The following is a 21,706-nucleotide window of genomic DNA, read 5'->3' on the forward strand; positions in this document are numbered from 1 at the left end:
ATATGGAAGTCTGTTATCACATTCTGTTGTCAGTTATAACATACGTGTGTATAATATGTTAGACGAGGAGGAGGACAGAATGATATCTGAAAAAGAAATGACTCATACAAAAACTGACGAGCCAACATTCTTGCAAGGATTTCAAGATTGTGTTCCGACGCTGATCGGTTACATCAGTGTAGGCTTGGCTCTCGGAATCGTGGGGGTTGCGTCGCATTTAAGCGTAATGGAAATTGTGTTAATGTCAGGATTGGTTTTTGCAGGCGGCGCCCAGTTCATTATGTGTGCGTTGTTAGCGGCGAACAGCCCGATGTCCGCCATTATTCTGACTACGTTTATTGTGAATTTGCGGAATTTTCTATTAAGCGCCGCGCTTGCTCCTCATTTTTCAAAGTATTCACTGGCGAAAAATGTAGGTATCGGTATGATGGTGACAGATGAATCGTTCGGTGTTGCTTCAAATAAGATTGTCAAAAACGAGCCCATTAACGATCGCTGGATGTTCGGTTTAAATCTTACAGCATATGCGTGCTGGGTGCTGTCTTGTGTGGCGGGGGCTGTTTTTGGCAAGTGGATTACCGATCCGGAATCGTTCGGACTGGATTTTGCGGTGACGGCTATGTTTTTAGCGCTGCTGGTTCTTCAACTGGAACATGTTGTGCCGGCGAAGCTTAAACATTATGTATCACTCATGATCTATATGGTGATTGCCATGGTTGTTTTTTCTTTCTTTATGCCGTCTCATCTTGCGGTCATCATATCAACGGTTATCGTAGCCACAATCGGGGTGGTGACGGATAAATGAGTGTCAATATATACATCTTGATGGTGATTATCGGCTGTGCGCTGGTCACGATGATTCCCCGCGTCATTCCCTTTTTAGTTGTTCGAAATATCACTTTGCCGAAGCCCGTGCTCAAGTGGCTTTCCTATGTGCCGGTCTGTATATTGACAGCACTTGTCGTAAAGGATTGTATGATTCAGTCAAATGATACTCTTCAATTGAATTGGCCCGCAGCCGTTATCTTGATCCCGACTCTCTTGATTGCGATGAAAACGAAAAGTTTATCCATTACTGTGATCACCGGCGTTCTTCTTATGGCGGGTTTGCGATTATGGGCATAAAACAAGAGGATCGGCACTTACTTGATCAGGGCAGAAGACCCTGATTTTTTTGTGTCTTTCGTTCAAGCTTTAAGCGGCTTTCACAGACTGAAAGTTATGATACAATATACAAATGTTTTTATAGCTTCAATCTATCGTTGAAGTTGACATCTTACATAAGGGACTAGGTTGAAGGGAAGGTTTGATAACATGCTGCAAAACCCAACTGGAAAAGAACGCTTGGCATTGGCGTTTCTGCTCGGCATGCTTGCTATATTGGGCCCGCTTAATATCGATATGTATTTGCCAAGTTTTCCTGAAATCGCGAATGATTTATCAGCAAGCGCTTCACTTGTACAGTTAAGTTTAACAGCCTGTCTGGTCGGGCTTACCATCGGCCAGCTGATTGTCGGGCCGGTCAGTGATGCGCAGGGAAGACGGAAGCCGCTATTAATCTGTATTTTTTTATTTGCGCTATCTTCTCTGTTTTGTGCGCTGTCGCCCAATATTACAACATTAGTGGCTGCGCGTTTTTTACAGGGGTTCACAGCTTCAGCAGGGCTTGTGCTGTCTCGCGCCATCGTCCGCGATGTGTTTACCGGAAGAGAGCTTTCTAAATTTTTCTCACTGTTAATGGTCATTACAGCAGTTGCGCCAATGGTAGCACCTATGACAGGCGGCGCCATTTTGCTTTTGCCATTTGCAACGTGGCATACGATTTTTCACTTGTTAACGATCATCGGATTTTTACTTGTTCTTTTGATTGCATTTAGACTAAAAGAAACGCTGCCGCCGGAAAAAAGGATTCCAAGCTCAATCGGAACATCTGTCAAAACGATGGGCAGCCTGCTGAAGGATCGGTCCTTTATGGGGTACGCGTTAACTGTTGGGTTTATACATGGAGGAAGCTTTGCATATGTGTCCGGTACCCCATTTGTATACCAGGGTATTTACGGGGTGTCGCCGCAGGTGTTTAGTATTCTTTTTGGCATTAACGGCCTGGCGATTATATCGGGCAGCTTTATGATCGGGCGCTTTGGCGGAATCATCCATGAAAAAAAACTGCTTCGCATAGCGGTCATTACAGCTATGATTGCGACGGCTGTGCTTTTGACTATGACCATGATTCACGGCCCTCTGGCCACACTAGTCATATCCATCTTCATTTACATGATTACAATTGGCATGGTTTTGACCAGCACGTTTACGCTGGCCATGGAGAAGCAGGGGCACCGAGCCGGAAGCGCAAGCGCGCTGCTCGGCATGCTGCCGCTTCTCCTCGGATCGATCGTCTCCCCGTTTGTAGGCATTAATGAAACGACTGCCATTCCAATGGGAGCGATCATGTTTGTGACAGCGGTCATCGGCTCGCTGGCGTTTTTTGGATTAACGAAAGAACGAGCGGAGCAAAAAACCTGACATGGCGTCAGGTTTTTTTGTTTTAGTTAGAATAATAACAGCAGGCCCGCAATCGCCGGAGTCAAGAAGATGGCCGATTTCAGAACCACCTTTGGCATAAGGTTGGTGAATTTCGCACCTACATAGGCACCGCACATCGTGCCGACCAAGACTTTGATCAGCAGTATATAATCGACAAAACCTTCTGTAATGTATCCGATTCCTCCACCTACAGCGAGGGGAATGATCACAAGCATCGTCGTTCCGACAGAATGGCGAATAGACAGGTTCAGCATGATCATTAAACCGATTTGAATAAAAGGCGCCGACCCTATGCCGAATGTGCCGGAAAGAACGCCGGAAACAATTCCTAAGATGACCGCTCTCGTATACGTTGAAAGATGGCTCTGATTCATTTGAGCCTTCTCTTTTAAAAGAAACAATCTGATTAAAATGAGAATCGCTGATAAAAATAACATTCCCGCCGTCAAATAATGTAGCAAATCAGCCGGAATGAACGATGTCAGTTTGGCGCCGAAAAATGAGCCGACCGCAGCAAAGCATCCGACTATTAAGCCGATTTTCATTTGAATGTTGCCTTCACGATAGTGGCTGTACGCCCCTGATAAGCTGGTGAAAGCCATCCCGGCGAGGGAAGTGCCTAAAGCCGTATGAATAGGAACATGGAAAAGAAGAGTTAAAAGTGCAATGACAAAGCCTGCACCCCCGGCACCAATAAAGCCTAAAATAATTCCGAGAAGAAACATAACAAGAATAATGAGCATATTTTTTCCTCCATTGAAAAGATCTAAAAATGTAATAAGTGCTATTCTGGCGGAGGTATGGTGTTCTATTGACGATGAAAAAACATGCCGATTTTTCAGTTGCCAGTAGTCCGTCGACCGTCGTTCAGCAAACATATCGTACCTCGAATTCTGAGATTTGACAAGGCAGTTTATTGCTTCCCATTACCATCTGTTATATGATTTTCATGAAGAAAAGCCCATGAATATATTCAAAAGAGGTATTATATATGGACGATTTTAAATTAGACAAACCGACTCCTTACTACCTGCAATTTTATAACCAGCTGAAAAAAATGATCTTCAACGGAACTTTTAAGCCGGGGGAACGGATAAACGAAACCCAGCTGGCGAAAAGCTTTGGTGTCAGCCGCTCTCCAATAAGGGAAGCCATGCGGCTGCTTGAAAAAGACGGTTTGTTAAAAGCAGATGACCGAAATGGATTTTCTATTACGTCGTTAACGGCAAAAGATGTAGATGAGATTTATAAAATCAGAATTCCGCTGGAGCAGCTGGCAGTTGAGTTAGTCATAGACGAAGCGGATGAGGAAGAGCTTGCCATTCTTGAAAAACAGCTTGAAGAAACAGAAAAAGCCATTCACAACGGAATGGAAGATACGGAAATCATCAGTTTAAACCAAAAGTTTCATGAGCTGCTTGTCGATTTTAGCCATAACAAACATTTGAACAATTTGCTTGAGCATGTAAATGATCTGATTCACTTTTGCAGAATCCTTAATTATACTGGCGACCACCGTGCAGAAACGATACTGAGTGAACACCGCAAAATATTTGAAGAAGTGAAAAAGAAAAACAAAAAAGCAGCCAAACAGTATGTGGAGGCTCATTTCAATCATGACTGTGAGCACTTGAAGCATGTGCTTGAAGAAAGAAAAGAGAATTGATTATTGTGTGATCCGTCCCAAGGGGAATCTTGCCCCTTGGTTTTTTTGCGCTCACTAACATATATAAGGGATTATGGTAATAAGATTTTATGATAGATTGACTAACGAATAATGGGGGTTACACATGTTTATCCATATCGTCCGGCCTGGTGATTCTTTGTTTTCCATAGGCAGAAGATACGATGCTGCTGTTGATCAAATCCGGGGTGTGAATGGGTTAGACGAAACGAATATCGTGCCGGGGCAGGCTCTGCTAATCCCTCTTTATGTATATACAGTGCAGCCGGGAGACACGCTGACTGCCATTGCGGAAAAAGCGTTTGTTCCATTAGAGCGACTGCGGGCCGCAAACCCGGGCATCAGCCCAAATGCTTTGCAAGTCGGAGCAAAAATAACGATCCCTTCTATCTCAAATTACATTGCGGGGACGCTGAGTTTTTATGTGCTCCGAAATCCTGATCTCGATCGGGAGTTAATTAATGACTTTGCGCCATACTCGTCTTCGATTTCGATTTTCGAATACCATATTGCACCTAATGGCGACATTGCAAACCAATTAAATGATAAGGCCGCGATTGAGACAACATGGCAAAGACGAGTCACACCGCTGGCAACGATCACGAATCTCACATCAGAAGGCTTCAGTACGGAGATCGTTCACCAAGTCCTGAACAACCCGACAGCGAGAACCAATCTGGTTAACAATATTTATTATTTAGTTTCCACAAGAGGATATGGGGGGGTGACAATCGATTTTGAACAGGTAAGCGCCGCGGATCGTGATCTATTTACCGGGTTTTTACGTCAGCTGAGAGACCGCCTTCAGGCAGGAGGGTATGTGCTGACGATAGCTGTTCCGGCAAAAACAAGCGATCAGATCCCATGGCTGAGAGGCTACGATTACGGAGGGATTGGAGCAGTTGTCGATTATATGTTTATTATGGCTTATGATTGGCATCATGCAGGAAGTGAGCCGGGCCCGGTAGCGCCGATTACTGAGATCAGGAGAACCATTGAGTTTGCGATTGCGCAGGTGCCGCGCAGAAAAATCATCATCGGAGTCCCTCTTTATGGGTACGACTGGATCATCCCGTACCAGCCGGGAACTGTTGCTTCAGCCATTTCAAATCAAAACGCAATCGAAAGAGCGATGAGGTACCAAACGCCGATCCAATATTCAGCCGAATATCAATCACCTTTTTACCGGTACAGTGATCAAGAAGGGCGGACGCATGAGGTATGGTTTGAAGATGTCAGAAGCATGAGCCGGAAAATGCTGATCGTCCGGGAATACGGATTGCAAGCTATAGGCGCTTGGCAGTTAACCTTGGGTTTCACGCCAGGCCCATGGCTCTTGCGGAAATTTTTTACGATCAGAAAGGTATAAAAAAAGACACCAAAGCCAGGTGTCTTTTCAGGTTTTAGACAAGAGACGCAGAATAATTCAATCATTTGTCCCTTGCATGGCGTTCCGTCCCCATTTTACGATTAGTAGTAGTCTGATCAAACAAAGCGTGTGAGAGGGAGTAGTCAAAATGAAAACAGTATTGATTTTAAATTTCCCCGCGGAAGGCCATGTGAACCCTACTTTAGGCATCACAAAAGCATTTTCCGAAAAGGGGTATGACGTCCATTATATTTCAACTGAAAAATATAAAAAACGATTAGAAGCGGCGGGAGCAACTGTCCATCTACATCAGGATCTGCTGCGAACAACACCTATTCAAATCGCTTCACCCAATGGAATTCTTGAGTTTCTTAAAATCCATATCAAAACCTCGCTGGATATTTTACATATTGTGAAAGACTTATCTAAGAGCATTCAATTTGATTTTGTTTATTATGATAAATTCGGCGCGGGGGAATTGGTGAGGGATTTCTTAGATATTCCTGGAGTCTCTTCATCGGCGTCCTTCCTGTTTGGCGAAGAGCATCTGAAAATCCTGCCTCTGCATCCGGAATCCGGAGCGCCGCTTGAATTGGATCAAGAGTGCGAAGACCTTTTGGCAAAAATGAAAGAAACGTACGGTGTTGCCCCGAAAAACATGGTGCAATTCATGAACAATAAAGGGGAATTAAATGTAGTGTATACAAGCCGTTATTTTCAGCCGGAAAGCGATCGCTTTGGGGATGACTGTCTGTTTATCGGTCCCAGCTTTCCAAAGAGAGCGGAAAAAACAGATTTCCCGATTGAACAGTTAAAAGATGAAAAGGTCATTTATATCTCAATGGGAACTGTTCTGGACAATACGGAAGAATTCTTCAATCACTGTATAGATGCATTTTCCGGCTTCAACGGAAAAGTCGTCATCGCTGCCGGGGAAAAAGCGGATCTGACCAAACTAAAGCAGGCGCCGGAAAACTTTATCATCGCCCCGTATGTCCCTCAGCTTGAAGTGCTGGAGCAAGCTGATGTTTTTATTACACACGGCGGAATGAACAGCGTAAATGAAGGCATTCATTTCAATGTGCCTCTGGTTGTAATGCCCCATGACAAGGATCAGCCGATGGTGGCGCAGCGTCTCTCGGAACTCCATGCAGGCTATGTCATTTCTAAAGATGACGTCGATGTACAAAAATTAAAACAGGGCGTAGATGAGGTTATGCATCACGATCAATATACGGAAGGCATTCAAAAAATCAATCAAAGCTTCCAAGAGTGTATGGACATGGATGAAGTGATGGAGCGGATTGATGAATTGATTGGTCAAAAAAACAAATAAACAACAAACTCCCGTACCTGGTACGGGAGTTCGTCATTTAAAACTCGATTTTGATCTTTTGAGCATCACTGATTTTCTGATGGTTGTGGTCAAAGACGTCACTTGTTGTGATTTCGATCCACTTGATCTCTTTTTCTTTCTTCTTATCATCAGCATCTTCATCATGAGCATGGCCGCTTGATGCATTTACAATAAATCCGAGATTTCCGGACTTTTCTGCTCCGCCTTCCAATTCGCCATTCAACTCTTCAAGATAAATATCTTTGTTCCAATCAAAGGTTTCCCCTGTATTTGTTTTCATCAAGGCAACCGGCGCAACATTTACTTTTTTTGAAGATGTGTTCTTGATGTCAACGAAGACCTTAACGAAATCAAACTCTTCATCGTGTGTTAATACATGAAAATAATCAATCATGCTGTAGTCCGGGCGCAAGTGGATCAGCTTCATTTCTTTTACTGTTAACTCCACGTCGCCAATCTTATAGGTTTGATTCACTTGCTTGATATTCTTTAAAACAGCTTTTCCCTTGTCATCAGAAAACGTTTGGCCCGCCTTCATCAAAGATCGGTCATCGGTGACTTGTGAATTGGGCTGATAATCATCTCTGCTGTCTTTTTGAGATGACGTGCTTTGCGGTGTGGCTTTTACCGCTTGCTCCTCGCCCGCATTTTGTTTTTCTGTATTGACGTTTGATGAGCAGCCCGCAAGCATGACGATAAAAACAGCAATCGAAATAATTCCTCTCATCATGATTCCTCCATTAAAAAGAGAGCCCGTTACTTCATACAAGCAACGGGGCACCTTGTATTCTTTTACTTATCGTTAATCTTAATCTTGTATTGTAAAGCGCTGAAAACTTTTTTCGCGATTTCAGTATTATCAATTTGGCCTGCAAAATCATCGCTTGACGGCCCGTACGCGTAGACGGGAACATCTTCACCAGTATGTCCGCCTGTTGTCCATCCAGTGTGGGAGCGTTTATTGAAAATCTCCTCAATCGCGTTATCGATTTCAAGTACTTCTTTCGTTTTTGCGGCTTTTTCAACAGATTGAATTTCTGATTTAGTTAAAGCCAATTTCTTTTGGTCAATATACGTTTTTAATGTTTTTTCAACACCTGCGCCGTCAGCGATTTTTTCTGCCATAAAATCGGGTGTGCGCTTTGCGGCTTTAATAGGTTCACTGAACCAGTTGTAGATGCCGTCCGCACCGATTGAGTATCCGCCTGTGGAGTGGTCAGCCGTTGCGACAACCAATGTGTGTTTGTCTTTTTTGGCGAAATCAATAGCCGCCTTAAAAGCTTGTTCAAAGTCTTCCATCTCACTCATGGCGGCGACGATATCATTGTCATGTCCCGCCCAGTCAATCTGGCTGCCTTCGACCATGAGGAAGAAACCGTCTTTATCCTTGCTTAATTTTTTAATCGCAGTGTTTGTCATATCTTTTAATGAAGGGATATCCTTCGTACGGTCCATCATTTTAGGCAGGCCGCCGTCAGCGAATAGGCCGAGAACTTGGCTGTCTTTATTTCTAAGCATGCTCTTGCGGTCATCCACATAGCTGTAACCCGCTTTTTTGAATTCCTTGATTAAATCGCGGTCCTTGCGGTCAAAATTGCTTTTTCCTCCGCCAAGAAGCACATCAATTTTGTGCTTGCCGTTTACCATTTCATCAAAATAATCATCGGCAATCGAATTCATGTTTTTCCGGCTGTGATCGTGGGAACCGAAAGAGGCGGGAGTGGCGTGTGTAATTTCTGAAGTAGCCACAAGGCCTGTTGATTTTCCTTTTTCTTTCGCTGCTTCAAGAACCGTCTTGACCTCTGATCCGTCGTTATCCACCGCAATCGCATTGTTATATGTTTTCACTCCAGCTGACATAGCCGTTGCCGCAGCTGCAGAATCTGTTACGTTTTGTTCTGGATCTTCAGGGTAAGTCGTTTGCTGGCCGACAAGGTATTGATCAAAAGCGGTAGGCTCTACAAACTTTGTCTTTTTATTATCCTTTAAGTAACGATAAGCGGACGTATACGACACACCCATACCATCACCAATCAGTACGATCACATTCTTAATTTCGTCTTGATTCCCCTTTTTCTTTTCCTTGGCGCTGGCTTCAGGCACACTGCCGCCGGCTAAGCTGCTGAACGCAATACATGATAAAACCGCGATAGGCAGTAATTTTTTCGGGAATTTTTTCAACTGGATAACCTCCTATAATATATGATCTCAATGACAACCCCATTATATTTTTTAAGTGTTAAGCAAGTATTAATCGATTATAAAGATTAGATTTACAAGAATAAGAGAGTGGGGGACAATGGGGGTCCTTCAGGCTGAGTGAGGATGAGCATATAGAAAAGCTGGATGCCGGGGACAAGGGGGATCAAGAGACTGGGAGATATGACAATTTACAAAAAGAAAGCAGGGACCTCTATAAAAATCCCTGCTTTTATTTAATGATCAAACAAGGTCTTTTCATTAAGGGAAAACTGACTCGCAGTATAATGATCACCTTGCTTCCATTTCACTTCAACCGTAATATCATGGCCTTCAAGCTCATGTTCATCTAATCGCTCCAAAAAAGAAACGGACTTCTCTTTTGCGCTTCCATCGCGGGAAGTGCCGCCGGAATAATCTCGGATGGGGATTTCTGTATCAGAATTCAGCAGAACCTCATCATCTTTTTTTACAATCAGAGATTCCACATAAGTGTTGTCAGCTTTAGCCGTATCACCGATCCAATAAAGATTGCCGCTGTATTCGTTAAGGGCATCTTCATTTTTGGTAAAAACAGCTTCCCAATTCCGATCTTTGCTTTCTCCCCGCCAATTCGGATATTCCAATCGCACATGATGAATAAGCTGATAGGAAAAAAAGATCAAGCAGAAAACCAATAATAGGGATGCTGTGAAAATGAGAGGGTATTTATAATGATTAGACATAATAAACTCCTATTCGTTTAATTAATTACCTTCGAAAAAAGAATTTCATCCCGGATCAAAATCCCGTTTTCTTCGGTTTGAGCCGCCTCGCTTTTTCAACTGCGTTTGGAAACAATGCGGCAAATTGATAGCCCCTCTTTTGATAAAATGCCATCGGGTACATTATCGTTCGTTGTGATAAGCTTTAGACATCTTTTCAACCTGCAGCAGTAAAGCTGAGCCGATCCCATTCTTTTCAATAATATTATCTAAATATACAATATATAACGATAAGAAAATAAATATTGAGGTGACGGTATGGAAATCAACGATGTCATTTACGGGCGGCATCATATAGACGGAGTGCTGGAAGAGCTTATCAAAAGCTCGCCGGTGCAACGATTAAAAGGAATCTATCAAGGCGGAGCAAGCTTTTTAGTCAATCAAAAGTGGAATGTGACCCGGTATGAGCACTCCATCGGCGTGATGCTCCTCATCAAAAAGCTTGGAGGAACAATAGAGGAACAGATTGCAGGCCTGCTCCACGATGTGTCACACACCGCTTTTTCTCATGTAATCGATGTTGTCTTTGAAAATGAAGAGGAAGATTATCATGAAAACATCTTTCAACAAGTCATTGTTCACTCTGAGATCCCGGGTATTCTAAAAAAACACGGTTATGAAGCCGAAGAACTTTTATCAGACGATACGAGATGGACATTGCTGGAACAGCCCGCTCCGGAGCTTTGTGCCGATCGGATAGACTATACGCTGCGCGACATGTACCGATATGGACACATTAGCCTGCTCGAAGCGCAAAGCTTTTTAGATCATCTTATTGTGAGAAACGGAAAGACGTTTCCGGATGGTATCGAAGCCGCCGAATGGTTTGTCGGGGTGTATTACATGGAAGTGATTGATTTCTTTTTGAATCCTGTGAATGTATATGGCTATGAATACTTAGCAAGAACGTTGAAGGCTGCGCTGCGGCACAATATCATATCCGCAGAAGATCTGCTAAAAACGGATCAAGAGGTACTCCACATTCTGCATGCATCAAAACATGAAGAAGTAATCAGCTTGCTTAAACATATTCATCCCGGCATCCAAGTAAAAGAAGATGACATCCAGTACGATTTCCATCAAAAGAAGAAAATGCGTCTCATCGATCCATCCATTTTTCATGAAGATGAATGGATCAAAGCCTCAGACGTTTCTGAAAAGGTGAGAAAGATGGGGAAGGCGGCTTATCAAAAAGCAAAAAAAGGTGTGTATATAAAAGTGTTGCATCACTAGTTGCCGCGTGACAGCGGCTTTTTTCATGTTTGGCTATGTAAATCAAGGGGAATAGGACAAACTGTGGGATCGTTTTATGAGAATATCAGCGTATTTACATACCGTTCGGGGGTATAGTATTATCGAAAGGACATATTTGCTTGCAGTTATTCGTTTTATTGTCTGCTGGCAAAAATAACAGTAAAAAATGAAGCAAAGGAGAATGAACATGAAACTCTCTAAAAAAGCACTGGGAATCCTGATGTTATCTCTTGTTTTTGTTTTATCAGCATGCGGCAATAACAATAGCACAAAAGAAAATAAACATGAAAATCATTCAGATTCATCATCACATGAAGAAATGGACCATTCCGGATCAGCTGACGTACCAGAGGGATTACAGGAATCTAAAAATCCGAAATATAAAGTAGGCAGCCAAGTGATCATCAATGCATCTCATATGAAAGGCATGAAAGGTGCCGAAGCTACAGTGACAGGCGCCTATGACACAACGGCGTATGTTGTCTCTTACACTCCGACAAACGGAGGACAGCGTGTAGATCATCACAAATGGGTGATCCAAGAAGAAATCAAAGATGCGGGAGAGAAAACTTTAAACCCCGGAGATCAGGTGATCTTAGAGGCTTCTCATATGAAAGGCATGAAGGGAGCAACAGCCGAGATCGATTCCGCCGAAAAAACAACCGTATACATGGTTGACTATACATCGACAACTAGCGGTGAAAAAGTGAAAAACCACAAATGGGTCACCGAAGACGAGCTTTCAGCTAAATCATAAAAAATCCTCCTTTTACAAGGAGGATTTTCAGCGTGTCGACAAACCCTAGCATTCGTTGTCAAGCCTGTGCGTTGGTGCTCACGAATTAGGACATTCGCTCCGCTCCAATGCTCGCCTTTCCTAGACTTCAAGGGTTTTCAACCACGCTGAAAAGATGACAAAATCCTAAAACTAAACCGTTTTAGGATTTTGTCAACAATCTGAAATCCTCTTTTTACAAGGAGGATTTTTTTGCTGTCTGGACAGGTCTTGTTAAAGAAATTAAGGCAAACAGGACAGCGATAATGACAATCGATCCGCCGCACCAGGCCGTTGAGACAACACTATCCGTCTGATTCAAAACAACACCGCCAATGGCTGAGCCAAGGGCAATTCCGACTTGGAGAGCAGACGTATTAAAGCTTTGCTGAATGTCAGACGAATCTGGCGCAATTTCTATCAAATAGCTTTGCTGAGCCGGGGCGAGGCTCCAGCTCAGAAGTCCCCAAATCACCATGACAGGCAAAAAGAAAATCATAGATGACGTTGACAGCGGCAGTAAGAACATAATGATGGCGAAGGAACCGGTCACCAGCAAAATGCTCTTAAACGAACCAAGCCGGTCAGAAAGCGCTCCTCCGAAAGGACCTCCGCACACAGCAGATATCCCGAAAAGGAAATAACAAATGCTGACCCAGAAAGAGCCCAGGTGAAGAGTTTCTTCCAAAAACGGCGCAAAGTAGGCGTATAGCGTGTAGTGCCCCGCTAAAGTAAACATCGTGACAAGGTGTGAACTCGCGATTTTCAGATTGCCAATCGTCTTGAGTTGATCTCGGAAAGGTATCATTTTTTCCGTCGGTATCTTTTCAAAGAAGATTGAAATAACCAGCATGGAGACTAGCGCCAAAAGTCCAATGCCAAGGAATAAAATGCGCCATCCAAAGGAATCACTGATTAAGATTCCGAGCGGCACACCTAATGCGATAGCAGAACTGAATCCCATAAAAATAATGCCGATTGCGCGCGCTCTGTATTCAGGCGCTACAATTTTCGGGGCAATCGTTAAGGAAAGTACAACAATCAGCCCCGTACTCATCGCAGCCAATACCCTTGACACCATCAGCGTTGCAAAATTAGGGCTGAAATAGGCCACAAGATTGCTAAGGAAGAAAACAAATAAGGAAATTAAATATAAACGCTTCCGCTCAATCTTCGCAGTCAATGCCAAAAGCAGAGGCCCTGACACTGCATAGCCAAGCGCAAACACACTGATCAGCTGCCCGGCTGAGACAATGGAAATATCTAAATCATTTGCGATCTGAGGAAGAATTCCTCCCACAATTAACTCAACCAATCCGACTGCAATTGTAGAAGCTGCAAGCAGGAAAACTTTAAAATTCATAACAAACTCCTTTACTAAAATGTTTTGACAAATAAAAAAATCCTGATTACAAAAAATGTCATAAACAATTTTTGTAATCAGGATTTTACGGTTCCTGGTAGACACCCTCAAACCATATTATTGAGGTTATACAAGTGATCATAGCTATTCAATTGATTCGTTTCTGTTGATGAGTGTAACACATTATGAATGAATCTTCCATAGAAAAATGTACAAGCAATGAACTGTACCACTATATGATTATATTTAATTTTTAAAAGTATAGACATTTAAAAATTAATGACTATAATAATGATTGTAAGCGTTTTAATCACAAGGGGGGATAGCAGTTGAAAAAAATATTACTTGCGTGCAGTTCAGGAATGTCCACCAGTTTATTGGTGACAAAAATGAAGGAATACGCACAAACCATCGGAGAGGAAGCAGAGATTTGGGCTGTCGGCCAAGATAAGGCGAAAGAAGACATGAGAAAAGCGGATGCCGTTTTGATCGGACCGCAAATGAGCTTTCTGAAAAGCGAACTGCAAAAAGAGGCGGATCAATACAATATTCGAGTTGAAGTTATTGACATGATGGCCTACGGAATGGCAGATGGCAAAAAAGCGTATGAGCAGGCAGTGTCATTAATGGAGAATCAATAATGGAGCACATAAAAATCACGGATTTAACAGACGAACAAATCAGTTTTCAGCTTATCCTGCACAGCGGGAATGCCCGCAGCTGCATCATACAATCACTGCGCGCCTACAAGGAAGGGAACAAGGAAGAGGCGGATGCCCTCATTGCCAAGGCGGAGCGGGATTTATCCGCGGCCCATGACATTCACTTTCAAATGATACAGAAAGAATCAGGCGGGGAAGCGGCGGATTTCTCCTTGCTGCTCATGCATTCGGAGGATCACCTGATGTCAACATTGACCATGAAAGAATTAGTGAAAGAACTGCTTGATCTCTTTCAAACAAAGAATCTATAAAAAATCGGGGTGGATAGGGTGTTCGAGAAAATCAGCCAATTCCTTGTTCCAATTGCAGGGAGGTTAAACAATAACCGCTATTTGCAAGTGCTGCGAGATGCGTTTATGCTGGCCTTCCCGCTTACGATATTCGGATCCATTTTTGTGGTGTTAACGAACTTGCCGTTCTTAAACAAAATTATGAATGCGTCAATGCTTACATCGTTTCAGTCTCAATTCGGCATTGCCTCCACGGCGACTATGGGCATTATGTCTGTCTTTGTCGTGTTCGGGATAGGCTATTACCTGTCAAAAAGCTATCAAGTCGAAGCCGTATTTGGGGGCGCGATCGCTTTGGTGTCCTTTTTGCTCTTAACGCCTTTTATCGTTCAACCGGAAACAGGGGATGCCATTACAGGGGTTATCCCGGTCGATCGTCTCGGTGCAAAAGGGATGTTTCTTGGTATGATTACGGCATTTCTTTCTGCTGAAGTCTACAGAAGAATCGTTCAAAAAAACCTGACGATCAAAATGCCTGCGGGTGTTCCGCCTGCTGTGGCAAAATCATTCGCCGCACTTATTCCGGCATTTATTACATTGACCGTGTTTTTGCTGATTAACGTTCTGGTGACGCAGCTATTTAAAACAAATATGCACGACGTCATTTATCATGCGATTCAGGCTCCGCTTGTCGGACTTGGAAGCGGTATCATTCCGACGCTGATTGCCGTGTTTTTCATTCAAATCCTTTGGTTTTTCGGGCTGCACGGACAGATTATTATCAACTCCGTGATGGACCCGATTTGGAATACACTGCAGGTAGAAAACCTTTCTGCTTACACGGCGGGAAAAGAAATCCCTCATATTATTTCAAAACCGTTTATGGAGATTTATACAGTAGGCATGGGCGGAACCGGGATGACGCTTGCGATTGTCTTTACCATTCTCATATTCATGAAAAGCAGGCAGATGAAACAAGTATCAAAACTTGGCCTTGCTCCCGGTATTTTTAACGTAAACGAACCAATTATCTTCGGGCTTCCGATTGTCATGAATCCGATCATTATTGTGCCTTGGGTTTTGGCGCCGATGGTTGTTACGCTCGTCACCTATCTGGCCATGTCAGCGGGGCTCGTTCCGCCTCCGACTGGTGTTACGGTGCCGTGGACGGTTCCTTTATTCATTAATGGCATCATGGCGACGAACTCGATCATGGGGGGCGTGATGCAGCTTGTCAATCTGCTGATTGTCTTCGTGATTTGGTTTCCGTTCCTAAAAGCAATGGATAAATTAAATCTGGCAAAAGAAAAAGAACAGGCTGTCCAGGAAACAGCTGCTCAGCAAAATGATAACAGTATCAAAATGTGACATAAGGGGAGAGAGACTTGGCACAAACAGAACAATATCGTTTTCCAAAAGATTTTTGGTGGGGGTCATCCGCTTCAGCAACACAAACGGAGGGTGCCGCCGATAGAGACGGAAAAGGGCAGAATATATGGGATTACTGGTTTGAAAAAGAACCGCATCGCTTTTTTGATCATGTCGGGCCCGCAGCGACATCTCAATTTTACGACAATTATAAAGAAGATATCAGGCTGATGAAGGAGCTTGGCCACAACTCGTTCCGGATGTCGATTTCCTGGTCGCGTTTAACACCGGATGGAACAGGAGAGGTCAATGCCAAAGCTGAAGATTTCTATAAGAGAGTCATTGATGAGCTGATCGCGAACGGAATAGAGCCTTTTGTCAATTTGTTTCATTTCGATATGCCGATGGAGCTTCAAAAAATCGGCGGCTGGGTAAACAGAGAAACGGTTGACGCTTATGAAAACTATGCGAGAACGTGTTTTCGTTTATTTGGAGACCGGGTGAAAAAATGGTTCACGCATAATGAACCGATCGTCCCCGTAGAAGGCGGATACTTATATGATTTCCATTATCCAAACAAGGTCGATTTTAAAGAGGCTGTCCAGGTCGGTTTTCATACGATGCTATCGAGTGCACGTGCGATTCAGGCTTACAAGGGGATGAAGCAGGACGGAAAAATCGGCATCATTTTAAATTTGACACCGTCCTATCCGAGAAGCAGCCATCCGGCGGATGTGAAAGCGGGAGAAATAGCAGACGCGTTTTTTAACAGATCCTTTTTAGACCCATCTGTTAAAGGAGAATTTCCAAAAGAGCTGGTTGACATTTTAAAGAGCGAAGGCTTTGTTCCTGACTATAAGAAAGAAGATCTTGAGGTCATCAAACACAATACGGTTGATCTGTTGGGGGTGAATTATTACCAGCCGAGACGTGTAAAAGCAAAAGAACATCTTCCGAACCCCGACTCTCCTTTTTTGCCGGACAGGTATTTTGACCCTTACGTCATGCCGGGCCGCAAAATGAATCCGCATCGCGGCTGGGAGATCTACGAAAAAGGCGTTTATGATATTTTGATCAATCTAAAAGAAAACTACGGGAACATCGAGTGCTTTATTTCTGAAAACGGCATGGGGGTCGAAGGCGAGGAACGCTTCAGGGATGAGCAAGGCATCATTCAAGATAATTACCGGATTGAATTTATAAAAGAACACCTTAAATGGATTCACCGCGCCATACAGGAAGGGTCAAACGTAAAAGGCTATCACCTATGGACGTTTATGGACAACTGGTCTTGGACCAATGCTTATAAAAACCGATATGGGTTTGTATCAGTCAATCTCGAGAAAGACGGGGAAAGGACCATCAAAAAAAGCGGAAAATGGTTCAAGGAGATTGCTGAGCAAAACGGTTTCTAAATTTACAGATCTTCCGGCAATCATCATGATGATTAGAGTCCACGGCCAGCCGCAACATTGATGAAATAGGGAAAAGAACTTATGATATCCGTAAAAGCTTATGTGATATCAAACTCTAACAGCTGCCGGAGGAGACCAATGAATAAATACGAAATCATTGCAAATGAAATGAGAAATAGAATCAAAAATAACGTCTATCCGATCGATCAGCCGATTCCCGATGAAGTATCTCTTGCGAAAGAGTTCAACTCAAGCCGCATGACGATGAAAAGAGCTTTGGATAATTTAGTAGCCGAAGGGCTGCTGTTCAGAAAACGAGGGCATGGCACGTTTATTATTCAATCAGCGATACAGGATGACCATGTCCATGTGGTCAGCAATGAAATCCTCGGATTGACCAACTTGCTGAAAGATAAGAAAATCAAAAGCAAGGTCATTCAGTTTGAAGTGCAATTTCCCACAGAGGAAGTGGCCGCCCATTTGTCTATTGATCAGAAAACACCTGTTTATTATGTCGTACGGCTGCGGATTGTAGAGGGCGAGCCCTATGTATTGGAAAAAACATATATGCCGACTCATTTAATACCGGGCATTAATGACGATGTCCTTCATGATTCGATCTACAACCACATCACAAACGAGCTGCAGCTCAAAATCGCCGGAACACACCGGAAAATCAGAGCCTGCAAATCTGATCATATTGACCAGCGGCATCTGGGCTGCAAAAAGGATGATCCAATTCTGGAAGTCGAACATGTGGGCTTCTTAGATAACGGCATTCCATTTGAATATTCCTTTTCCCGTCATCGTCATGACAAATTTGTCGTCACTTCGGTAAACATACGGCGCTGATCGCGGAGATAACAAGGAGGCCATCTGAATGCTTGGCGGTATTGAAGCAGGCGGCACAAAGTTTATTTGTGCCGTCGGTAAAGAAGATGGAACGATCATTGACCGAGTTGAGATCCCTACAACGATGCCGGATGAAACGATAGAGAAAGTGATTCAATATTTTCGCCAATTCTCATTACAGGCTATCGGCATCGGTTCCTTTGGTCCCGTTGATACCGATAAAACCAGTAAAACATACGGAACCATTATGGCCACGCCGAAAGACGGATGGAGACACTATCCCTTTTTGCAAACCGTTAAAAATGAAATGAAAATCCCAGTCGGATTTCATACGGATGTCAACGCTGCGGCGCTGGGTGAATTCCTTTTCGGTGAAGCGAAGGGCCTAGACAGCTGCCTGTATATAACGATTGGAACTGGCATTGGTGCAGGAGCAATTGTAGAGGGCCGGCTCCTTCAGGGGCTGTCACATCCAGAGATGGGCCATATTTATATCCGGCGGCACCCGGATGATGTATACCAAGGGAAGTGCCCGTATCATAAGGATTGCTTTGAAGGCCTGGCTTCTGGTCCCGCCATAGAAGCGCGCTGGGGAAAAAAAGCTGCTGATTTATCAGATATAACCCAAGTTTGGGAACTGGAAGGGTACTATATTGCCCAAGCGCTGTCTCAATATATTTTGATCCTTGCGCCTGAAAAAATCATTCTTGGCGGCGGCGTGATGAATCAGCGACAGGTGTTTGCTTATATTTATCAATACGTACCGAAAATCATGAACAGTTATCTTGATTTTTCTGAATTTTCAGAAAGTATAAGTGATTATATTGTACCTCCATGTTTAGGCGGTAACGCCGGAATCATCGGCACGTTTGTTTTAGCGGATCAGGCCTTACAAGAAGCATCAGCATCCGGGGAGGTGCGGTCATGAAGCACCCTTTATTTTTGGAGCCTGTCTTTAAAGAAAGAATATGGGGAGGAACAAAGCTTCGTGACGCTTTCGGCTACGCGATCCCCTCGGAAAAAACAGGTGAGTGCTGGGCCGTTTCTGCACATGCCCATGGCTCGTCGGCTGTTAAAAACGGCCCGCTGGCAGGAAAGACACTTGACCAAGTATGGCAGGATCATCCGGAGATTTTCGGTTTTCCAGATGGAAGGGTTTTTCCTCTGCTGGTAAAGCTGCTGGACGCCAATATGGATCTCTCCGTGCAAGTACATCCTGATGATGATTATGCGATACTGCACGAAAACGGCGATCTCGGCAAAACGGAGTGCTGGTATATTATTGATTGCAAAGATGACGCCGAAATGATTTTGGGCCATCACGCAAGCACAAAGGAAGAGTTCAGACAAAGAATGGAAAGCGGCGATTGGAACGGGCTGCTGAGACGCCTCAAAATCAAGCCCGGAGATTTCTTTTATGTCCCAAGCGGTACGCTCCATGCTTTATGTGAGGGAACCCTTATCCTTGAAATCCAGCAAAACTCTGATACAACGTATCGCGTTTACGATTATGACCGCTGCGATGATAAAGGCCAAAAAAGAACTCTCCATATAGAAAAAGCCATGGAAGTCATAACGATACCGCATATTGATACAGTGCATACACCGGCAGTGAAAGAAGTCGGTAATGCCGTAATTACTGTTTATGTACAATCGGATGATTTCTCCGTGTACAAATGGAAGATTAGCGGCCGAGCTGTTTTTCTTTCTCATCAAACCTATTTGCTGGGGAGTGTCCTGAATGGATCAGGCCGAATCGTAAATAATGATATTCAGTATGAGTGTAATGCAGGCTCACACTTTATTCTGCCTGCGCATTTTGGCGAGTTTTCAATAGAAGGAACGTGTGAGTTGATAATATCTCATCCTTAATGAATGGGGGAATTGCATTGTTTAAGAAACATACGATTTGTTTGCTCATCTTATTTTTACTTGTGTCTGCTGCTTTGGCAAAACCAATTGAAGCGCATACTGTGCCGCCTGTTAATCCTAATGCACAGCAGACAACAAAAGAAGTAATGAATTGGCTTGCGCATCTGCCGAATCGAACAGAAAACAGAGCCCTTTCCGGAGCGTTTGGAGGCTATAGTCATGACACATTCTCTATGACTGAAGCTGAAAGAATTCGAAACGCTTCGGGACAATCACCTGCTATTTACGGCTGTGATTATGCCAGAGGATGGCTTGACACTGCAAATATTGAAGATTCGATAGATGTAAGCTGCAACAGAGATCTGCTATCGTATTGGAAAAGCGGGGGAATTCCGCAAATCAGTCTGCACCTGGCGAATCCGGCTTTTCAATCAGGACATTTTAAAACATCAATTACAAACGAGCAGTATAAAAAAATATTAGATTCTTCAACAGTGGAAGGGAAGCGGCTGAATGCCATGCTCAGCAAAATTGCTGACGGACTTCAAGAACTGGAGAACCAAGGCGTGCCTGTTCTGTTCAGGCCGGTGCATGAAATGAACGGTGAATGGTTTTGGTGGGGACTTACTTCATATAATCAAAAGGATAATGAAAGAATCTCCCTCTATAAACAGCTCTATAAAAAAATCTATCATTATATGACCGACACAAGAGGACTTGACCATTTGCTTTGGGTTTACTCCCCCGATGCCAACCGAGATTTTAAAATCGATTTCTACCCGGGTGCGTCTTACGTGGATATTGTCGGATTAGATGCGTATTTTCAAGATGCCTATTCGATTAACGGATACGATCAGCTAACGGCGCTTAACAAACCATTCGCCTTTACAGAAGTTGGCCCTCAAACAGCAAACGGCAGCTTTGATTACAGCCTGTTGATCAATGCAATAAAACAAAAATATCCTAAAACCATTTACTTTCTGGCATGGAATGATGAGTGGAGCCCAGCTGCAAACAAGGGTGCTTCAGCTTTATATAACGACAGCTGGACACTTAATAAGGGAGAGATATGGAACGGTGATTCTTTAACGCCTATTGTTGAATGAATAGGAAGCATTGTACACTTTAAGAAGGTGCTCATGAATGTCTTGAGCATCTTCACACCCTGATCAGGCATTCATATCTATTTGTAAGATCAGATAAAGTATACATCTAACAAAGCGTGAAAGAATGAAATAAAAAAATGTAGAAAAGGTGTTGACCTAATAAAATACACATGGTATATTATTAAACGTCGCTGATGAACAGCACACAACAACACGAAAAACAAAAAAAGTTTTTCTAAGGTGTTTACAAGTTTTAAAAAACGTGTATAATAAGTGAAGTCGAATTAAAAAAGATTCGATTAACGAAAAAACATTCTTAAAAAACTTCTTGACTTCAACATCAAATGATAGTATGATAGTTAAGTCGCTTGATAAGCGCCCGTAGCTCAATTGGATAGAGCGTTTGACTACGGATCAAAAGGTTAGGGGTTCGACTCCTCTCGGGCGCGCCATTATAAAATACCACGCGGGTGTAGTTTAGTGGTAAAACCTCAGCCTTCCAAGCTGATGTCGTGAGTTCGATTCTCATCACCCGCTCCATTATTGAATGATCTTTGAAAACTAAACAAGACAAAACGTACCTGTTAATTCATTTTTTTATAAATCGCACAGCGATGTGCGTAGTCAGTCAAACTAGACCTGCACGACGCAGGTCACGCAGGTGTCATCGCAGGATGCGATGAACTTAACCTGTGATCCATTTTATCGGAGAGTTTGATCCTGGCTCAGGACGAACGCTGGCGGCGTGCCTAATACATGCAAGTCGAGCGGACAGATGGGAGCTTGCTCCCTGATGTTAGCGGCGGACGGGTGAGTAACACGTGGGTAA

20 protein-coding genes, 2 tRNA genes, 1 rRNA gene, 2 pseudogenes and 1 riboswitch are annotated in these 21,706 nt (G+C 43.4%); of the genes and pseudogenes, 19 read left to right on the forward strand and 6 right to left on the reverse strand.

The features are described 5' to 3' along the window. The first annotated feature begins 79 nt into the window (after nucleotides 1–79). From JMN17_RS19400 to JMN17_RS19410, 3 genes are all read left to right on the forward strand, one after another. A complete protein-coding gene (locus JMN17_RS19400) occupies nucleotides 80–805 on the forward strand; it encodes an AzlC family ABC transporter permease (protein WP_087993579.1) in 726 nt (241 codons plus the stop codon). Further along, complete coding sequence (locus JMN17_RS19405; RefSeq protein ID WP_087993580.1) at nucleotides 802–1,125, forward strand: AzlD domain-containing protein; 324 nt, start codon at nucleotides 802–804, stop codon at nucleotides 1,123–1,125. Before JMN17_RS19400 ends, JMN17_RS19405 begins: the two co-directional genes overlap by 4 nt. Before the next feature lie 189 nt (nucleotides 1,126–1,314). Next, nucleotides 1,315–2,523 (forward strand): MFS transporter, encoded by a 1,209-nt coding sequence (locus JMN17_RS19410; RefSeq protein WP_087993581.1) that lies wholly within the window; start codon nucleotides 1,315–1,317, stop codon nucleotides 2,521–2,523. A 26-nt stretch (nucleotides 2,524–2,549) separates the two neighbouring features. Here JMN17_RS19410 and JMN17_RS19415 read toward each other — a convergent pair whose 3' ends face one another. After that, complete coding sequence (locus JMN17_RS19415) at nucleotides 2,550–3,287, reverse strand: sulfite exporter TauE/SafE family protein (RefSeq protein WP_087993582.1); 738 nt, start codon at nucleotides 3,285–3,287, stop codon at nucleotides 2,550–2,552. 248 nt (nucleotides 3,288–3,535) lie between these two features. Between JMN17_RS19415 and JMN17_RS19420 the strand changes: the two genes are divergently transcribed. The 3 genes from JMN17_RS19420 to JMN17_RS19430 all read left to right on the forward strand — a co-directional run bounded on the left by JMN17_RS19420 (nucleotide 3,536) and on the right by JMN17_RS19430 (nucleotide 6,933). Next, a complete protein-coding gene (locus tag JMN17_RS19420; protein ID WP_087993583.1) occupies nucleotides 3,536–4,210 on the forward strand; it encodes a GntR family transcriptional regulator in 675 nt (224 codons plus the stop codon). 124 nt (nucleotides 4,211–4,334) lie between these two features. Further along, a complete protein-coding gene (locus JMN17_RS19425; RefSeq protein ID WP_087993584.1) occupies nucleotides 4,335–5,597 on the forward strand; it encodes a glycoside hydrolase family 18 protein in 1,263 nt (420 codons plus the stop codon). 148 nt (nucleotides 5,598–5,745) lie between these two features. Then, entirely contained in the window at nucleotides 5,746–6,933 is a 1,188-nt protein-coding gene (locus JMN17_RS19430; protein WP_087993585.1) for a macrolide family glycosyltransferase, read from the forward strand. A 37-nt stretch (nucleotides 6,934–6,970) separates the two neighbouring features. Here the strand turns inward: JMN17_RS19430 and JMN17_RS19435 are convergent, their stop codons facing one another. The 4 genes and pseudogenes from JMN17_RS19435 to JMN17_RS19450 all read right to left on the reverse strand — a co-directional run. After that, entirely contained in the window at nucleotides 6,971–7,681 is a 711-nt protein-coding gene (locus JMN17_RS19435) for a DUF4352 domain-containing protein (RefSeq protein WP_087993586.1), read from the reverse strand. A gap of 65 nt (nucleotides 7,682–7,746) precedes the next feature. After that, complete coding sequence (gene phoB / locus JMN17_RS19440) at nucleotides 7,747–9,135, reverse strand: alkaline phosphatase PhoB (RefSeq protein WP_087993587.1); 1,389 nt, start codon at nucleotides 9,133–9,135, stop codon at nucleotides 7,747–7,749. Between the two features lie 254 nt (nucleotides 9,136–9,389). Beyond that, a complete protein-coding gene (locus JMN17_RS19445; protein ID WP_202329030.1) occupies nucleotides 9,390–9,878 on the reverse strand; it encodes a DUF4944 domain-containing protein in 489 nt (162 codons plus the stop codon). Nucleotides 9,879–9,895: 17 nt separating this feature from the next. Further along, nucleotides 9,896–10,139 (reverse strand): annotated as a pseudogene (locus JMN17_RS19450) (GNAT family N-acetyltransferase); the annotation flags it as partial. Between the two features lie 36 nt (nucleotides 10,140–10,175). Between JMN17_RS19450 and JMN17_RS19455 the strand changes: the two are divergent. Both JMN17_RS19455 and JMN17_RS19460 read left to right on the forward strand, forming a co-directional pair. Further along, entirely contained in the window at nucleotides 10,176–11,153 is a 978-nt protein-coding gene (locus JMN17_RS19455; protein ID WP_087993589.1) for an HD domain-containing protein, read from the forward strand. Nucleotides 11,154–11,311: 158 nt separating this feature from the next. Further along, nucleotides 11,312–11,931, forward strand: a pseudogene (locus tag JMN17_RS19460) (YdhK family protein). Nucleotides 11,932–12,145: 214 nt separating this feature from the next. Here JMN17_RS19460 and pbuE read toward each other — a convergent pair. After that, nucleotides 12,146–13,312 carry a purine transporter PbuE gene (gene pbuE / locus JMN17_RS19465; protein WP_087993601.1) on the reverse strand — a complete coding sequence of 389 codons (1,167 nt, stop codon included), beginning with the start codon at nucleotides 13,310–13,312 and terminating at the stop codon, nucleotides 12,146–12,148. A gap of 54 nt (nucleotides 13,313–13,366) precedes the next feature. Beyond that, nucleotides 13,367–13,466: riboswitch (purine riboswitch) on the reverse strand. Nucleotides 13,467–13,641: 175 nt separating this feature from the next. Here pbuE and JMN17_RS19470 point away from each other — a divergent pair. The 11 genes from JMN17_RS19470 to JMN17_RS19520 all read left to right on the forward strand — a co-directional run. Then, nucleotides 13,642–13,953, forward strand: a complete 312-nt coding sequence (locus tag JMN17_RS19470; protein WP_202329032.1) for a PTS sugar transporter subunit IIB — start codon at nucleotides 13,642–13,644, stop codon at nucleotides 13,951–13,953. Next, on the forward strand, nucleotides 13,953–14,285 hold the full coding sequence (locus tag JMN17_RS19475) for a PTS lactose/cellobiose transporter subunit IIA (protein ID WP_087993592.1): 333 nt from the start codon (nucleotides 13,953–13,955) through the stop codon (nucleotides 14,283–14,285). The genes JMN17_RS19470 and JMN17_RS19475 overlap by 1 nt, the downstream gene beginning before the upstream one ends. Before the next feature lie 18 nt (nucleotides 14,286–14,303). Continuing rightward, nucleotides 14,304–15,632 (forward strand): PTS cellobiose transporter subunit IIC, encoded by a 1,329-nt coding sequence (gene celB, locus JMN17_RS19480; RefSeq protein WP_202329034.1) that lies wholly within the window; start codon nucleotides 14,304–14,306, stop codon nucleotides 15,630–15,632. A 17-nt stretch (nucleotides 15,633–15,649) separates the two neighbouring features. Then, nucleotides 15,650–17,047 carry a 6-phospho-beta-glucosidase GmuD gene (gmuD, locus tag JMN17_RS19485; protein ID WP_202329045.1) on the forward strand — a complete coding sequence of 466 codons (1,398 nt, stop codon included), beginning with the start codon at nucleotides 15,650–15,652 and terminating at the stop codon, nucleotides 17,045–17,047. Nucleotides 17,048–17,185: 138 nt separating this feature from the next. Next, nucleotides 17,186–17,899: a transcriptional regulator GmuR gene (gmuR, locus tag JMN17_RS19490; RefSeq protein ID WP_087993595.1), complete on the forward strand. Its 714-nt coding sequence runs from the start codon at nucleotides 17,186–17,188 to the stop codon at nucleotides 17,897–17,899. 28 nt (nucleotides 17,900–17,927) lie between these two features. Then, nucleotides 17,928–18,827, forward strand: coding sequence for an ROK family protein (locus JMN17_RS19495; RefSeq protein ID WP_202329046.1), 900 nt, complete (start codon nucleotides 17,928–17,930; stop codon nucleotides 18,825–18,827). After that, the gene (gene manA / locus JMN17_RS19500) at nucleotides 18,824–19,771 is read left to right on the forward strand and encodes a mannose-6-phosphate isomerase, class I (protein WP_202329048.1); all 948 of its coding nucleotides are present in this window, start codon (nucleotides 18,824–18,826) and stop codon (nucleotides 19,769–19,771) included. Before JMN17_RS19495 ends, manA begins: the two co-directional genes overlap by 4 nt. A gap of 17 nt (nucleotides 19,772–19,788) precedes the next feature. After that, nucleotides 19,789–20,877 carry a glycoside hydrolase family 26 protein gene (locus JMN17_RS19505; RefSeq protein WP_202329050.1) on the forward strand — a complete coding sequence of 363 codons (1,089 nt, stop codon included), beginning with the start codon at nucleotides 19,789–19,791 and terminating at the stop codon, nucleotides 20,875–20,877. 375 nt (nucleotides 20,878–21,252) lie between these two features. After that, nucleotides 21,253–21,329, forward strand: a tRNA-Arg gene (locus JMN17_RS19510). Nucleotides 21,330–21,343: 14 nt separating this feature from the next. Beyond that, nucleotides 21,344–21,417 (forward strand) — tRNA-Gly (locus JMN17_RS19515). Between the two features lie 162 nt (nucleotides 21,418–21,579). Then, nucleotides 21,580–21,706, forward strand: a 16S ribosomal RNA gene (locus tag JMN17_RS19520); the annotation flags it as partial.

This window comes from Bacillus sp. RHFS10 (assembly GCF_016757475.1).
GTDB lineage: Bacteria > Bacillota > Bacilli > Bacillales > Bacillaceae > Bacillus > Bacillus subtilis_G.

Bases quoted from the DNA above. Each gene is read 5' to 3' on its own strand.
- JMN17_RS19455 (WP_087993589.1), top strand. From the start codon at position 10,176: ATGGAAATCAACGATGTCATTTACGGGCGGCATCATATAGACGGAGTG.
- JMN17_RS19425 (WP_087993584.1), top strand. From the start codon at position 4,335: ATGTTTATCCATATCGTCCGGCCTGGTGATTCTTTGTTTTCCATAGGC.
- pbuE (WP_087993601.1), bottom strand. From the start codon at position 13,312: ATGAATTTTAAAGTTTTCCTGCTTGCAGCTTCTACAATTGCAGTCGGA.
- JMN17_RS19435 (WP_087993586.1), bottom strand. From the start codon at position 7,681: ATGAGAGGAATTATTTCGATTGCTGTTTTTATCGTCATGCTTGCGGGC.
- manA (WP_202329048.1), top strand. From the start codon at position 18,824: ATGAAGCACCCTTTATTTTTGGAGCCTGTCTTTAAAGAAAGAATATGG.
- JMN17_RS19445 (WP_202329030.1), bottom strand. From the start codon at position 9,878: ATGTCTAATCATTATAAATACCCTCTCATTTTCACAGCATCCCTATTA.
- JMN17_RS19405 (WP_087993580.1), top strand. From the start codon at position 802: ATGAGTGTCAATATATACATCTTGATGGTGATTATCGGCTGTGCGCTG.
- JMN17_RS19400 (WP_087993579.1), top strand. From the start codon at position 80: ATGATATCTGAAAAAGAAATGACTCATACAAAAACTGACGAGCCAACA.
- JMN17_RS19410 (WP_087993581.1), top strand. From the start codon at position 1,315: ATGCTGCAAAACCCAACTGGAAAAGAACGCTTGGCATTGGCGTTTCTG.
- JMN17_RS19495 (WP_202329046.1), top strand. From the start codon at position 17,928: ATGCTTGGCGGTATTGAAGCAGGCGGCACAAAGTTTATTTGTGCCGTC.
- JMN17_RS19420 (WP_087993583.1), top strand. From the start codon at position 3,536: ATGGACGATTTTAAATTAGACAAACCGACTCCTTACTACCTGCAATTT.
- JMN17_RS19415 (WP_087993582.1), bottom strand. From the start codon at position 3,287: ATGCTCATTATTCTTGTTATGTTTCTTCTCGGAATTATTTTAGGCTTT.
- JMN17_RS19430 (WP_087993585.1), top strand. From the start codon at position 5,746: ATGAAAACAGTATTGATTTTAAATTTCCCCGCGGAAGGCCATGTGAAC.
- gmuR (WP_087993595.1), top strand. From the start codon at position 17,186: ATGAATAAATACGAAATCATTGCAAATGAAATGAGAAATAGAATCAAA.
- JMN17_RS19475 (WP_087993592.1), top strand. From the start codon at position 13,953: ATGGAGCACATAAAAATCACGGATTTAACAGACGAACAAATCAGTTTT.